The organism is Streptomyces sp. NPDC029526, assembly GCF_040637405.1.
In the GTDB taxonomy this organism is placed as follows: Bacteria; Actinomycetota; Actinomycetes; order Streptomycetales; family Streptomycetaceae; genus Streptomyces.
Window position 1 is genome coordinate 272200 of sequence record NZ_JBEZWE010000005.1, and the last position, 14306, is coordinate 286505.

The 14306-nt window shown below is 74.6% G+C and carries 12 protein-coding genes; 6 read left to right on the forward strand and 6 right to left on the reverse strand.

Translation table 11 applies throughout. From position 1 onward, the window contains the following. Positions 1-3: 3 nt before the first annotated feature. The gene (locus tag AB0F01_RS15780; RefSeq protein WP_362095015.1) at positions 4-1257 is read right to left on the reverse strand and encodes a histidine kinase; all 1254 of its coding nucleotides are present in this window, start codon (positions 1255-1257) and stop codon (positions 4-6) included. A gap of 179 nt (positions 1258-1436) precedes the next feature. On the opposite strand from AB0F01_RS15780, the gene AB0F01_RS15785 reads away from it, so the two are divergent. Continuing rightward, positions 1437-1637: a hypothetical protein gene (locus AB0F01_RS15785; protein WP_362095018.1), complete on the forward strand. Its 201-nt coding sequence runs from the start codon at positions 1437-1439 to the stop codon at positions 1635-1637. Positions 1638-1851: 214 nt separating this feature from the next. Here AB0F01_RS15785 and AB0F01_RS15790 read toward each other — a convergent pair whose 3' ends face one another. From AB0F01_RS15790 to allB, 3 genes are all read right to left on the reverse strand, one after another. After that, positions 1852-2478: a dihydrofolate reductase family protein gene (locus AB0F01_RS15790; protein WP_362095021.1), complete on the reverse strand. Its 627-nt coding sequence runs from the start codon at positions 2476-2478 to the stop codon at positions 1852-1854. Between the two features lie 418 nt (positions 2479-2896). Beyond that, entirely contained in the window at positions 2897-4012 is a 1116-nt protein-coding gene (gene alc, locus AB0F01_RS15795) for an allantoicase (protein ID WP_362095024.1), read from the reverse strand. A 51-nt stretch (positions 4013-4063) separates the two neighbouring features. Further along, on the reverse strand, positions 4064-5404 hold the full coding sequence (gene allB, locus AB0F01_RS15800) for an allantoinase AllB (RefSeq protein ID WP_362095026.1): 1341 nt from the start codon (positions 5402-5404) through the stop codon (positions 4064-4066). 741 nt (positions 5405-6145) lie between these two features. On the opposite strand from allB, the gene AB0F01_RS15805 reads away from it, so the two are divergent. Further along, positions 6146-6955 carry an IclR family transcriptional regulator gene (locus tag AB0F01_RS15805; protein ID WP_362095029.1) on the forward strand — a complete coding sequence of 270 codons (810 nt, stop codon included), beginning with the start codon at positions 6146-6148 and terminating at the stop codon, positions 6953-6955. A 249-nt stretch (positions 6956-7204) separates the two neighbouring features. Here the strand turns inward: AB0F01_RS15805 and AB0F01_RS15810 are convergent, their stop codons facing one another. Further along, on the reverse strand, positions 7205-7750 hold the full coding sequence (locus AB0F01_RS15810) for a DUF5955 family protein (protein ID WP_362095030.1): 546 nt from the start codon (positions 7748-7750) through the stop codon (positions 7205-7207). Between AB0F01_RS15810 and AB0F01_RS15815 the strand changes: the two genes are divergently transcribed. Further along, positions 7749-8363 (forward strand): nucleotidyltransferase family protein, encoded by a 615-nt coding sequence (locus AB0F01_RS15815; protein WP_362095032.1) that lies wholly within the window; start codon positions 7749-7751, stop codon positions 8361-8363. The two genes, AB0F01_RS15810 and AB0F01_RS15815, sit on opposite strands and share 2 nt — an antisense overlap. Before the next feature lie 186 nt (positions 8364-8549). Next, positions 8550-10175: a malate synthase A gene (gene aceB / locus AB0F01_RS15820; protein WP_362095035.1), complete on the forward strand. Its 1626-nt coding sequence runs from the start codon at positions 8550-8552 to the stop codon at positions 10173-10175. Between the two features lie 11 nt (positions 10176-10186). Here aceB and AB0F01_RS15825 read toward each other — a convergent pair whose 3' ends face one another. After that, the gene (locus tag AB0F01_RS15825; RefSeq protein WP_362095038.1) at positions 10187-11101 is read right to left on the reverse strand and encodes a HipA family kinase; all 915 of its coding nucleotides are present in this window, start codon (positions 11099-11101) and stop codon (positions 10187-10189) included. 201 nt (positions 11102-11302) lie between these two features. Between AB0F01_RS15825 and AB0F01_RS15830 the strand changes: the two genes are divergently transcribed. Together AB0F01_RS15830 and AB0F01_RS15835 are read left to right on the forward strand one after the other, a co-directional pair. After that, entirely contained in the window at positions 11303-11473 is a 171-nt protein-coding gene (locus tag AB0F01_RS15830; RefSeq protein ID WP_103543201.1) for a thiazolylpeptide-type bacteriocin, read from the forward strand. Positions 11474-12017: 544 nt separating this feature from the next. Continuing rightward, positions 12018-14255 carry a BTAD domain-containing putative transcriptional regulator gene (locus tag AB0F01_RS15835; RefSeq protein ID WP_362095041.1) on the forward strand — a complete coding sequence of 746 codons (2238 nt, stop codon included), beginning with the start codon at positions 12018-12020 and terminating at the stop codon, positions 14253-14255. The last annotated feature ends 51 nt before the right edge of the window (positions 14256-14306 follow it).

Consider the following 14306-nt stretch of genomic DNA (forward strand, 5'->3'; position numbering starts at 1 on the left):
GGGTCACGGCCACGGCAGCCGTGCCCGTACCGCGAACCCGCCGTCGGGGGCGGGCCCGTGCTCCAGGGTGCCGCCGGCCAGCGTCGCCCGTTCGACGAGTCCGATCAGGCCCTGTCCGGCGCCGGGTACGGGCGGCGCGTCAGCGCCGGGAGGGGGATTGGTGACGGTCACGGCGAGCCCCTCCCCCGGGCCGCCGGTGACGGTCACCGTGACCTCCGTGCCGGGGGCGTGCTTGCGGGCGTTCGTCAGGCACTCCTGGGCGATGCGGTAGGCGGTGCGGCCGACGACGGCGGGCACGGTGTCGCCCTCGCGGACGCGGAGATCCAGGCCGACCCTCATGCCGGCCTCCCGGGACTCGGCCACCAGCGTGTCCAGTGCCGCGAGCGTGGGCTGCGGCCGGCCGCCCTCCTCCGACTCCCCGGCCCGCAGCACCCCGATGATCTCCCGCAGGTCCTGGAGTGCCTCGTGGGCACTCTCCCGGATCACGCCCGCCGCGCGCACGATCTCCTCGCGCGGGGCGTCGGGGCGGAACTCCAGCGCGCCCGCGTGCACGCTCAGCAGGGTCAGCCGGTGGGCGAGGACGTCGTGCATCTCCCGGGCGATGGCCTCCCGGGCCAGCCGCTGCGCCTGCTCCGCGCGCAGCCGGGCCTCGGTCTCCGCCCGCCGGGCGCGGTCCCGCAGGCTCAGCAGGAGCTGCCGTTTGGACCGTACGAACATGCCCCACCCGACGACGGCGCCCGTCAGCACCACGAGGAGGACGATCGAGGCGGAGTAGGGCAGGTCCGGGTCGGGGCGCCACCAGAAGTACAGCGGGACGAGGCCGAGCATCGCCGCGCTCACCCAGGCCACGTAGCGGAAGGGGCGGTGCACGGCCAGGCTGAACAGGGCGATCATGGCCGCCCCGCCGGAGGTCTCCGAGACGAAGCTGACCGGGACCATGGCGACGGCGAGCCCCAGCGGCCATCGGCGCCGCAGCCAGAGGGCGGCGCAGGACAGTGCGCCGAGCACCTGGTCGACGGCGATCAGCCCGCCCGGGACGTGGGGGCTCCGGCTCAGCGTCTCCGCGCCCAGCAGGCCCACCAGCACGGCCAGCAGGAAGCACACGAAGTCGACGACCCAGTCCCGCACGGTGCGTCGGGGGCGGCGCGCGGAGCGGTCGGCATCGGGGTCGAGTTCGTGGAGGAGCGCGGACGGGAAGAACCACCGGCGCCCCGTGAACACCGGGGCGGTCCGCGTCGCCGCCTTGTCACCAGTCACGGTCGACGAATCTACGCAGGGACCCGCCCGGCAGACCGCGTCCCGGGCGGATCGGCGACCGAAGTCGCGGCGGCCCCGACTTCAGGAGGACCGACCGCCGCCGATCATGGTCCTTCGTCGCCCCGGGACCGCCCCACGGCCGATCCCCGGGAGGGCTCGGCGGCGCCAGAGTCGACGGCATGAAGCAGGTGCTGGGATTCTTGGGTTTCGTCGCCGTGGTGCAAGGGCTGGCCGGTCTCGTGAGCGCGTTCACCGACTGGGACTGGGGGCTGGTGCAGCGCGTCGGGTTCCTCGACGGCTACGAGCTCTACGCGAGCGTCGCCCTGTTGGTGCTGGGCTTCGCCCTGTTCGCCGCCGCGGAGGGCCGGCCGTCAGGCTGACGGGGACCGGAGGCCGACGGGCCGGGCGGCCCTGGGCCGCGGGCGCCGGTGAGCCTCGGGCGTCGGTGGGCCGCGGGCCTGGCGGCTTGTATGCCGGTCCGGCCCCCGGCCGTCCCGCTCCTGCGGCCGCGTCCTCCGGCCGCCCCGGTCCCTCGTGTCCTTCGCACGCGCCCCTCCCGCCCCTCCCGCCGTTCCCGCCGTCCCCGCCCTGCCGTCAGGCGTCCTCCGGCAGGTCGAACGCCCCGTACTCCGGGCGGCCGGCCGGGGCGTACGTCTGGAGGGAGACCCCCGTGTCGGTCAGGGTCCCCCCGGTGCGGCGGAAGGCGGTCGGCAGGAAGCCCTCCCCGAACAGGCGGCGTCCGGCGCCCAGGACGACGGGGAAGGTCACCAGGTGCAGGGCGTCGACGAGGTCCTGGGCGAACAGGGACCGGGCGAGGGCGGCGCTTCCGTGGACCTGGAGCTCACCGTCGGTGCGCTCCTTGAGCGCGGTCACCTCGTCGGCGAGGTCGTCGGAGATCACGGTCGTCGGGGACCAGCCGGGGTCGGTGAGCGTGTGGGAGGCGACGTACTTCGGCAGCCGGTTGAGCGGTCCCGCGATCGGGTGGCCGGGGTCGGTGACCCGGGGCCAGTAGGCGGCGAAGATGTCGTACGTGCGGCGGCCGAGGAGGAAGGCACCCGCCCGCGTGAAGTTCTCGGCGGCGAACGCGCCGAACGTCTCGTCGACGAAGGGGACGGTCCAGCCGCCCTGGCGGAAGCCGTCGCGGGTGTCCTCGTCCGGGCCACCGGGGCCCTGGTGGACGCCGTCGAGGCTGACGAACGCGGTGACTACGAGCCGGCCCATGGCGGAACCTGCCTTTCGAGGTGTTCGATGCGTGCTGGGAGTGGTGACCGCCGCGGGGCCCGTATCTCATCGGTCGCGCGGACCGGCGCCGAGGTCGACGTCCGCCGACCGCCGGTGCTCCGGGCACGGGGGCTCTGGGATGGGGGCATGACGGAGCACACCTCTTCACAGTCCAGGAACACGCTCGGGAAGACGCGCAGGAACACGCCGGGGGACCCGCCCGGGGCGCCGTACGGGAGCACCGCCGACGGCGCGCCCGAGGAGACGGACGGGAGCAGCACGGCCGGGAGCACGCGCGGTCCCGCCCGGCACGGAGCGCACCCGCAAGCGGGGACGGACCGGCGCGCGTGGGGCGCGGCCCCGAGGGAGTGCCCGGCCCGGCGGGCGGGGCCGGCCGGGGCGCCCCCGTCCCGGCGCGTCAGCCGCCCAGTTCCTGGTGGCGGGCCCTGAGCGCGGCGGCGCCATGGTCGGTCAGGGAGCCGAAGAGACGCAGGCGGGAGATGCCGCCGTCGGGGAACACGTCCACGCGGGCATGGGTGCCGACGGCCGCGTCCGGGAGGACGAAACGGTGGTTGGTGTCGGGCTGGAGCGGGGTGCGGGGCAGGATCTCCCGCCAGTCGCCGTCGTCGCCGTCCTTGACCGACACCGAGGCCCAGCCCGCGCTGTTGCCGAGCAGGTAGGCGGTGTCGATCTCCAGGGCGCGGACCGCCACCTGGCCGGTCAGCGCGTAGCGGATCCAGTCGTGCCCCCGGTCGCGGCGGCGCCGGGTCTCCCAGCCGTCGTCCATCTTGCGGGAGCGGCCGGGCTGGATGGTGTGGTCGGCGGGCGAGTAGAAGCGGTCGGAGGCGTCCTCGACACGGCCGCCGTTCTCCAGGGCGACGGCGTCGAAGGTGCCCAGGGCCGTCAGCCACGCCGGGTCCGGTACGACCTCGCCGTGGACGCGCAGCCGGGCGACGCCCCCGTCGGGGTACTGCTTGAGGCGCAGGTGGGTGAAGCGCTGCTCGGCGGAGACGACGAAACCGTTGGCCGCGTGGCCGCCCACCGGGGTGCGCGGGACGAGCGTCGTCCACTTCACGTCGTCGGAGAGCAGGTCCTCCGGGGACGGGGAGCCCGCCACCGAGGTGCCCTCGACGGACACGGCCTGGGGGTAGTTGCCCCGGAAGTGGGCGGTGTCCACGACGATGCCGCGGACGACGCCGGGCGCGCCGAGCCGGATCAGCGCCCAGTCGTGGTCGTCGGCCACGGGCCAGGGGTGGGCGGCCGAGGTGCCGCGGCGGCGCCGGGTCTCCCAGCCGTCCATGACCTTGCCCTTGTGACCGAAGTGCTCGGGGTCGAACTCGGCGCGCTGCGGCAGGATCAGGTTCTCGCGCTGGGCGAAGAACTCGTCGTTGGCGGCGATGACACCGGCCCCGAGCCGCCGGTCGGCGAGGTCGGTGAGCCTGCGGAAGGGGAGGTCGGCCGTGCGGTAGTCCGCGTACGGGTCGCCGCCGCTGTAGGGGTGCGCGTCGCCGGTGAAGCTCAGATTCGCCGTCACGGGGATCGGGTCCTGCCTTTCGGGAGTCGGGAGCCGGTGTGGGGGCCGGGGTCAGGGGTGCCGGGTGAGCAGGCGGCCTTCCGGTGCGGTGAAATCGCCGTCGGTCATGATGCGTCGGCCGCGCAGCCAGGCGGACCGGACGACGCCGTGCAGGGTCCGGCCCGCGTAGGCGGTCACGCGGTTGCGGTGCTGGAGGGCCGCCGGGTCGACGGTGAAGGTCGCGTCGGGGGCGAGCACGGCGAAGTCGGCGTCGTGACCCGGGGCGATCGCGCCCTTGCGGTCGTCGAGGCCGGCCAGCCGGGAAGTGCTCTCCGCCATCCAGCGAACCACGTCCTCCAGGCCGTGGCCGCGTCGGCGGGCCTCGGTCCAGACCGCGGACAGGCTGAGCTGGAGGCTCGAGATGCCGCCCCAGGCGGTGCCGAAGTCGGCGGTCTTCAGGTCGGCCGTGGACGGGGAGTGGTCGGTGACCACGCAGTCCACGGTGCCGTCCGCCAGGGCCTGCCAGAGCAGGTCCTGGTTGGCCGCCTCCCGGATGGGCGGGCAGCACTTGAACTCGCTGGCGCCGTCCGGGACCTCCTCGGCGGTCAGGGTCAGGTAGTGGGGACAGGTCTCGGCGGTCACGCGCACCCCGTCCGCCCGGGCCTCGGCGATCAGGGGCAGGGCGTCCGCGGAGGACAGGTGCAGGATGTGCACGCGCGTGCCGAACCTGCGGGCCAGGCCGAGGAGCCGCGCGATGGCGGTGTCCTCGGCGCCCCTCGGGCGGGAGGCGAGGAAGTCGGCGTACCGGGGGCCGCTGCAGGGCGGGGCGGAGGCGAGGTGGTGCGGGTCCTCGGCGTGGACGATCAGCAGGCCGTCGAAGGCGGCGATCTCGGCGAGGACGCGGGCCAGCCGGTCCTGGTCGAGGTGCGGGAACTCGTCGACGCCGGAGGGCGACAGGAACGCCTTGAAGCCGAACACTCCCGCTTCGTGGAGCGGGCGCAGGTCCTTGAGGTTGTCCGGCAGCGCACCACCCCAGAACCCGACGTCCACGTGCGCCTGTGCGGCGGCGACCCGCTGCTTGATCCGCAGGTGGTCCACCGTCGTGGTGGGCGGCAGCGAGTTCAGGGGCATGTCGACGAGGGTGGTGATGCCGCCGGCCGCGGCGGCGCGGGTGGCGGTCCAGAAGCCCTCCCACTCGGTGCGGCCGGGGTCGTTGACGTGGACGTGGGTGTCGACCAGGCCCGGCAGCAGGACGTCGTCGCCGACGTCCTCCAGACGTGCCCCGCGGGGGACAGGGACGTCGTGCGGCAGGACGGCGGTGATCGTGCCGCCGGCGACCGCGACGGACGCGGCACGGAGGCCCTCCGGTGTGATCACGCGCGTCGAGCGCAGCACCAGTTCGGTGTCGGACACCCGTACCCCCTCGTCATCTGGATTCTGGCGATCGCCTTGGCGTCGTTCGTCGGTGGCTTCGTCGTCGGCTTCGTCAGTCAGCTTCTTCGTCGGCTTCGTCGTCGGCTTCGTCAGTCAGCTTCGTTGTCGGCTTCTTCGTCCATGTCGTCGGTCGGTCCACCGGGGTGGTCGCATCACGCCCACCCCGCCGCACGCCTCCCGGCGGTCGCCGCTCCGGTGGCTCCGGCCCCGGTGGCTCCGCCGTCGTCGCCCGCTTCCGCGCCCTCGGGCCGGGCCGGGTCCGTCCACCGGTCCGCCGGATTCCGGCCACGCGGTTCTCCTCCGGCGGCCGGGTCGGCCGGTTCGGCCGGGTCGATGGTTCTGGCCGGTTCGGCCGGTCTGTGCTCGTGCTGCACCGCCCGCACCTCGTTCCGGCGGGGGCCGCCCGCCGTGGCCCGCGCGTTCCGTCGGCGCGGGGGTCGCCCGGGGCGGGGCGGGGTGGCCTGTCGGCCCTGCGGCCGGACCGCGACCCACCTGCCGAATTCAACGTTCTGTTGAAGGAGTCTTCACCCCGAGCCGTCCACCGTCAAGAGTCGCGGACGCCGGGCGGCGCCCGCATCCGCAGCTCTGGATGTTTCCACTAATCGGAATTAGACTTCCACCACACAGAACGTGCCTCCGCACGAACGGGCCGCCGTCCGGCCGCCGGGTAGGCTTCTGGCTTCCCGCGTGCCCGCCCGTCCGCCCCGAAAGGAACGCGTCGTGCCGACGTCCAGCGCCAGCACCCACGAATCCGCCCGGACGTCCGCCCCCAGCGGTGGCGTCCAGTCCCTGGAGCGGGCCTTCGACCTGCTGGAACGCATGGCGGACGCGGGCGGCGAGGTCGGCCTCAGCGAGCTGTCCGCGAGCAGCGGCCTGCCCCTGCCGACCATCCACCGACTGATGCGCACCCTCGTGGCCTGTGGTTACGTGCGCCAGCAGCCCAACCGCCGGTACGCGCTGGGTCCGCGGCTGATCCGGCTCGGCGAGTCCGCGGCCCGGCTGCTGGGCACCTGGGCCCGTCCGCATCTGGCCCGCTTGGTGGAGGAGACCGGGGAGACGGCCAACATGGCGCTGCTCGACGGCGACGAGGTCGTCTATGTGGCGCAGGTGCCGTCGAAGCACTCGATGCGGATGTTCACCGAGGTCGGGCGGCGGGTGCTGCCGCACTCGACCGGTGTCGGCAAGGCGTTGCTGGCCGGGTTCCCTCCCGAGGAGGTGCGGGCGCTGCTCGGCCGCACCGGGATGCCGGCCGCGACGGACCGGACCATCACGACACCGGAGGGCTTCCTCGCGGCGCTCGAGGACGTGCGCCGGCAGGGGTACGCGATCGACGACAACGAGCAGGAGATCGGCGTGCGCTGCCTCGCGGTGCCGGTTCCCGACTCCCCCACGGCTGCGGCGATCTCCATCTCGGGCCCGGCCGGGCGGGTCACGGAGTCGGCGACGGAGCGGATCGTGCCGGTGCTCCAGCAGGTGGCAGCGGAACTTTCGGAGGTCCTGACCGCGGCGGGCGGCGGCACCACCGCCTGACCGCGAGAGCAGCGCCGAGCGGGACACCGGGGGCGGCTCGCACCGGGCGGCGGAGGGCCCACGCCCGCGAGCGCACCGGGCGGCGGACGGCCCACGCCCGCGAGCGCACCGGCCGACGGCAGCACCCGGAGCGATGAACACCTCCGGGCGACGGTCGACGTTCCGCGTCCGCGGAGACACCGGACGGCGGCGGACGGACGATCCCCCCGGGGTCAGCCGCGCGGCGGCGGACGGACGATCCCGGCGGGGTCAGCCGCGCGGCGGCGCCGCGAGGAGTTCGACGGCGGCGCGCACGTCCTGCACGCCCCGCCGCAGGGCGCTCATCGAGCCGATCGCCCCGGCGACCAGCAGCAGGGAGCGCCGCAGCCGGGGCAGGTCCCGACTGCCGTCGGCTGCCAGGGCATCGAGGGCGGCGAGCTCCTCCTCCGCGATGCTCCGGTCGGGGAAATCCATTGGATAAGCGGCGAGTTGGCGACGCAGTCGGGCTACGGCGGTGCGCAGCTCCGTCACCCGTGGGTCCTCGCGGTCCCCTGCTGCCACCCGCCTCTGCTCGACGCTCCGCAACACGGTCCTCCCCCTCGCACGCCGGTGTGCGCCTCCCTGCCCGGCCCGGCATCGCGCCCGACCGGTGCGCGCCAGTAAACGCCACCCCGGGCCCGTTGCGCCAGCCCGCTGCGTCATCGAGTTGCACCGCAGAGTGACGCTCTGCCCCAGGGCGGCCATCGGCGCGCGCCCTTCCGCGCCCCGCTCGCGCCGCCCGCGCACGCCCCGGCGTGTGCGGTATGCAGGGCTCATGACGGAGTTGCGTGAGGGCGGGGACGTACCGACGGTGGCGGGTCTGCTGCTGGCGGCGGGGGGCGGCCGGCGGCTCGGCGGGCGCCCCAAGGCGCTGCTGACCCACCGGGGACGGCCCCTGGTGGAGCACGCGGTGCGGGTGCTGCGCGCCGGCGGCTGTGCACGGGTGCACGTGGTGCTGGGTGCGGCGGCGCAGGAGGTGCGCGCCCGTGCCGCGCTGCCCGGCTGCGTCCTCGTCGACAACCCGGAGTGGGAGCAGGGCATGGGCACGTCCCTGCGGGCCGGGCTGGACTCGCTGGCCGGCACGGGAGCGCGCGCGGCCCTGGTCACGCTGGTGGACCAGCCGGGGATCGGGGCGGAGGCGGTCGCGCGGGTCCTCGCCGCGTACCGGGCGGGCGACTCGCTGGTCTCGGCCGTCTACGAGGGTGTGCGCGGCCATCCGGTCCTGTTCGGTGACGCGCACTGGGCGGGCATCGCCGCGACCGCGACCGGCGACCAGGGGGCGCGCGCCTATCTGCGGCAGTACGCGGGCGAGTTGACGGCGGTCGAGTGCGGGGACGTGGCGGCGGCGTACGACATCGACACCGAGGCGGATCTCGCGCACCTCGAGTGAGCGGGATGGCACGGAGAGCCAGCCGCCGCCGCGCCGACGAGCCCCGCCTCAACAAAACATTGAACTTCCACCATGAGGAAACTACTATCCACTGCTCAGAAGCGTCCGGCGTGCGTACCGGGCGCTCCCGTCCCACCCCGGGTCGCCCGGCACCCGGTGCCACGCTCGCGAAGGAAGTGACAGCACATGTCCGCACCAGCGCCGTCCCCGCTGGCCGTCGTCGACGCCCCGGAACTGCCCCGGCAGGACGAGGTCCTCACCGAGGCCGCGCTCGCCTTCGTGGCCGAGCTGCACCGGCGGTTCACCCCCCGGCGTGACGAACTCCTGGCCCGCCGCGCGGAACGCCGCGCCGAGATCGCCCGTACCGCCACCTTGGACTTCCTCCCGGAGACGGCCGCGATCCGCGCGGACGACTCCTGGCGGGTCGCCCCCGCCCCCGAGGCCCTGAACGACCGCCGGGTGGAGATCACCGGGCCCACCGACCGCAAGATGACCATCAACGCGCTCAACTCGGGGGCGCGCGTCTGGCTCGCCGACTTCGAGGACGCCTCGGCGCCCACCTGGGAGAACGTGGTCACCGGGCAGCTGAACCTGATCGCCGCCTTCACCCGGACCATCGACTTCACCGACCCGGTGTCCGGCAAGTCCTACGCCCTGCGCCCCGCGGAGGAACTGGCGACGGTCGTCGTGCGCCCGCGCGGCTGGCACCTGGACGAGCGCCACCTCACCGACGCGGACGGCACCCCGGTGCCCGGGGCGCTGGTCGACTTCGGCCTGTACTTCTTCCACAACGCCCAGCGGCTGCTCGACCTCGGCAAGGGCCCGTACTTCTACCTGCCGAAGACCGAGTCGCACCTGGAGGCCCGCCTGTGGAACGAGGTCTTCGTCTTCGCCCAGGACCACCTCGGCATCCCGCAGGGCACCATCCGGGCCACCGTCCTCATCGAGACGATCACGGCCGCGTACGAGATGGACGAGATCCTCTACGAACTGCGCGACCACGCCTCCGGGTTGAACGCCGGCCGGTGGGACTACCTGTTCTCCATCATCAAGAACTTCCGTGACGCCGGGCCCCGGTTCGTCCTCCCGGACCGCAACGCGGTGACGATGACCGCCCCGTTCATGCGCGCGTACACCGAACTGCTGGTGCGCACCTGCCACCGGCGCGGCGCGCACGCGATCGGCGGCATGGCCGCGTTCATCCCGTCCCGGCGGGACCCGGAGGTCAACAAGGTCGCCTTCGAGAAGGTGCGGGCCGACAAGGACCGGGAGGCCGGCGACGGCTTCGACGGCTCCTGGGTCGCCCACCCCGACCTGGTGCCGATCGCCCTGGAGTCCTTCGACCGGGTGCTCGGCGACCGGCCGCACCAGAAGGACCGGCTGCGCGAGGACGTCGACGTGCGCGCGGAGGACCTCATCGCCGTGGACTCGCTGGACGCCAAGCCCACGCACGCCGGTCTGGTCAACGCCGTACAGGTCGGCATCCGCTACATCGAGGCGTGGCTGCGCGGACTCGGCGCGGTCGCCATCTTCAACCTGATGGAGGACGCGGCGACCGCGGAGATCTCCCGTTCCCAGATCTGGCAGTGGATCAACGCCGGCGTCGTCCTCGACACCGGCGAGCGGGTCACCGCCGACCTGGTCCGCGAGGTGGCCGCGGCGGAACTGGCGTCCCTGCGGGCCGAGGCGGGCGAGGAGGCGTTCGCGTCGGGTGCCTGGCAGCAGGCCCACGACCTGCTGCTGCGGGTCTCCCTCGACGAGGACTACACCGAGTTCCTCACCCTGCCCGCCTACCAGCAGCTCCGGGGCTGAGGCCCCGCGCGTCAGCCGAGGTGCACCGACCAGTCCTGGCGGGCGGCGGGCTTGCCGTGCAGGTCGGGGACCTGCTTGAGCCAGTCGGGCCGCCCCTGCCGGGTGCGGGCGGCGCGCCGGGCGTTCTCCTCCGCGAGTTCCCCGGCGCTCGGGAAGTCCGTGGGCAGCCACTCCCCGGACGCCCGCACCCGGGCCAGGAGGTACCGCACGTAGGCGTCCCGGGCCGCGTCCGCCGTGGCGAACGCGGGATCGTCCGCCAGCCAGGCGTCGGGCACCTCGGCGGCGACGGCGCGCAGCAGGTCCTCGGTCACCCGGGGCGCCAGCTCGGCGTCGGCGGCGCGCACGTCGGGGCCGTAGGAGCCCAGCGCGTGGTGCCGGAAGTCGTAGCGCTTGCGCGGGTCGAGCCCGTCCCAGCGGTGGTGGAACACCAGCGCGGCGCCGTGGTCGATGAGCCACAGGCGCGGCGGCACGGTGCCGAGGGTCGGCCACACCATCAGGTTGGAGCTGTGCACGGTGCGGTCGACGTTCACGGTGAGCGCGTCGAGCCAGACGATCCGGCCGGCCTCCAGCGGATCGACGGGGAAGACCTCCGCCACCTCCGGGGTGAAGTCCCGCGCGCCGGGCAGGTAGTCCATGCCGAGGTTCACCCCGGCGCTGGCCTCGTGCAGCTCCCGCACCTCCTGGTGCGGCTCGCCGGCCGCGATCGCCGGGTCGAAGCGCACCAGCACCAGCTCCGGGAAGCGCAGCCCGAGCGCCCGCGCCAGCTCACCGACGATCACCTCGGCGACCAGCGCCTTGCGCCCCTGCGCGGAGGCGGTGAACTTGACGACGTAGGTCCCGAGGTCGTCGGCCTCGACGAGCCCCGGCACGGAACCGCCCTCCCGCAGGTGCGTGAGGTAATGGGTGGCGGTGACCTCGGTGAGCATCCCGCCAGGCTACGCGACGTCCTCCCGGGCCGCTGCCGTCCACGGTCCCCGATCACCGGGGTGCCCGCTCCGGCCGGCGCGGCGTGCCAGCGGTATGACAGCGGGAGGCAGCCGAACGGTGAGCGGGGTCGGCTGGACTGGGCGAGGTAGCCACGGCGGCCCCGGTGACGGTGGTCCGCCCCGACCCCTTCGGGAGACGTCATGGACAAGAACCTCAGCACCCTCGCCGACGAGATCCTCGAGCTCGAGGCCGAGACCTTCGAGATCTCCGACTACTCGGACGCCAGCGAGGTCGTGCTGGCCGGCTGCACCAGCACCAGCTCCACCTCGACGTCCAGCTCCACCTGCAGCACCACCTCCTGCTCCGCCTGACCCCGGCGGTGCGGTGACACCCGGCCCGCGCCGTCCCCACCGGGGGCGGGGCGGGCCGGGTGTCAGGCGTGCCCGGACACCGCTCGCCCGACGGGACGGAGCGGCCGGCAGGGACCCACGGGGCGGGATGAACTCCTCGGCACGGTTCGGCGAACGCCGGGTCACGTAGGCGCTTGCTTTTCACACGACGAATGCCCCCGCGACGCCCCGGCCCCCGATCCCCGTTCGGGCGACGACCTGTAACAATGCGAATTCTTCTGGGAGTTGACGATTCGTCAGTAACCTGAACTCGTCCACAAGTGATTCCGCGACCACCCCTTGACCCCCGTTCTACGCCGGTAGACACTCACGACTGCCACAAGAACGACGGCGTAAGCACGCAACCGCTTCACACCTTCCGCCTCTCCCCGTCCGGGGCGAGAAAAGGGAGCACGAGTGAGCCACCGCTTCCCGGTGGGTCAGGCACGGCGGCAGCACCACCGGTCCGCGAGGAGCCGGTCGCCGGCCGAGGCGGCAGGAGTTCGAGGGTCAACGGGGGAAGGCTGTGCGTTTTCAGTTGCTCGGCCCGCTGAGCGTGACGGACGGGTGTGACGCGGTGGTCCTGCCACCGGCGAAACCGACGTCCCTGCTCGCGGCGCTGCTGCTCCGGCCCGGCGAAGTGGTCCCCACGGACCGCCTCCTGGAGGCGGTCTGGGGGGAGAAACAGCCGGCCACCGCGAAGTCCGCGCTCCAGAGCTGCGTACTCCGCCTGCGCCGCCTGCTCGCCAAGTACGGCATCGCGGAACGGATGGTGGTCGCGGTCGCCGGCGGCTACCGCCTCACCGCCGACGCCGACACCCTGGACCTGCTGCACTTCCGCCGTCTGACGGCCGAGGCGTCCGGCGCGGGCGAGGCCGAACTGCCGTTGCTGCGCACGGCTCTGGGGCTGTGGCGCGGACCGCTCCTCGCCAACGTCCCCTCGGAACTGCTGCACCGCGACGAGGTGCCCCGGCTCGCCGAGCAGCGGCTGCGCGCGCTGGAGCGGGTCTGCGAGCTGCAGCTGGCGCAGGGCCGATGTCGTGAGGTCCTCGTGGACCTCTGGGAGGCCACCGGAGCCTACCCTCATCACGAGGGCCTGTCCGCGCAGTTGATGCGGGCCCTGTACGGAGCGGGACGGCAGAACGAGGCGCTGGCCGAGTACCGCCGGATCCGCGGCCGGCTCCGTGACGAACTCGGGGTCGACCCCGGCCCACCGCTCCGGTCCCTGGAACTGGCCATCCTGCGGGGCGAGGAGCTGCGTGGTCTCCCACGCGGCGAGGCCGCCTCCCCCGCCGCGGCTTCCGCGGCGGCCACAGGCAGCGCACCGCCCGGCGCCACGCCCGGCGCTCCCGGCGCTCCCGGCACTGTTCACCCCTCCGACGTCCACGCGTTCTGCGGCGGTCCGGGTCTCCCCGACAGCATGAGCCCCGACGGTACGGGGGGCGGCGATCGGGTGGACGCCGGGGCCGGGGACGGTCGGAGCGGAATCGTTTCGGCCGACGGTGCGACGCCCCGCGGCGAGCTTCCCCCCGGCCTCTCGGACGCCCCTTCCCGCCTCGGGGACGGGCCCTCCCTCCTCCCCGGCCGGACCGCCGTCCCCGAGGACCCGGCGGCCCTCCCCGACCACCGGCCGTCCGGTTCCGGCGACCAGCCGCGCCGCCCCGGCGCAGGGCCGTCCTCCCCCGGCGAGCAGCCGGACCGCCGGCTCGTCCCGGTCGGCGGTCCGGCGCACGGCACGGTCCCCGCGCCCCGGCTGCCGAGCGTGCCCGGCTTTACCGGGCGGGTCGGCGAGACCGCCGACCTCGTCGGACACCTGAGCCGAACGGACCGCGCGCAGGACGGCGCGGCACCCGTGACGGCGGTGATCTCCGGCGGTCCCGGGATGGGCAAGACGGCGCTGGCCCGGCACGCCGCCCACCTGGTCGCCGACCGGTATCCCGGCGGTGCCGTGCTGGTGTCGCTCACGACGCCCGACGGGACGCCCCGGCCCGTCGAGGAGGCGGCGGCGGAACTGCGGTCCCGGCTCGCGCCCGGGACGCCCCACTGCGCCCGCCTGGTGGTGCTGGACGACGTGATGCACCCGGACCAGGTGCGCCACCTGCTCGCCGGCACGGCCACCCAGACCGCCGGGGCAGCCGTCGTGGTGACCAGCCGCAGGAGGCTGGCGGCCCTGGTGGCCACGCACGGCCCCGCGGTACTGCACCTGGGGGCGCTGCCCCGGCAGGAGTCCCACGACCTATTCACCCGGGTCCTCGGCAGGCCACGGGTGGCGGCGGAGCCCGCCGCGGCCCGCGCGCTCACCGACCTGTGCGGGCACGTCCCGCTGGCGCTGCGCATCGTGACGGCCCGGCTGCTGACCCGTCCCGCCCAGCGCCTCGCCGACTGCGCCGCCTGGCTGCGCCGGGACCTGCCCGCCCGGCTGGCGCTGCCCGACGACCCCCGGATGTCCGTACCGCTGATCCTCGACGGTGCGCTGCGCCGGCTCCCCGCACCGCTGGCCGACGCGCACCTGCGGCTGGCACGGCTGGACGGGAAGCTGACCCCGACGGAGGCGGCCGGCGCGCTCGCGGTGCCCGAGACGCGTGCGGAGGAGGTGCTGGAACAGCTCCTCGACCGCGGCCTCCTCGACGAGGAACAACCGGGCCGGCTGCGGATGAACACGCTCTTCCGCGCGCACGCGCTGCACCGCGCCGCCCGGTCCGGGGAGGCCGCGCATCCCCTCCCGCCCGTGGCCCGGCACGCCCTGCCGTCCGGGGCCACCTGACCAGCCCGCTCCCGGCCCGCACCGCCCCCGCCGGCGGGCCACCACCCCAAA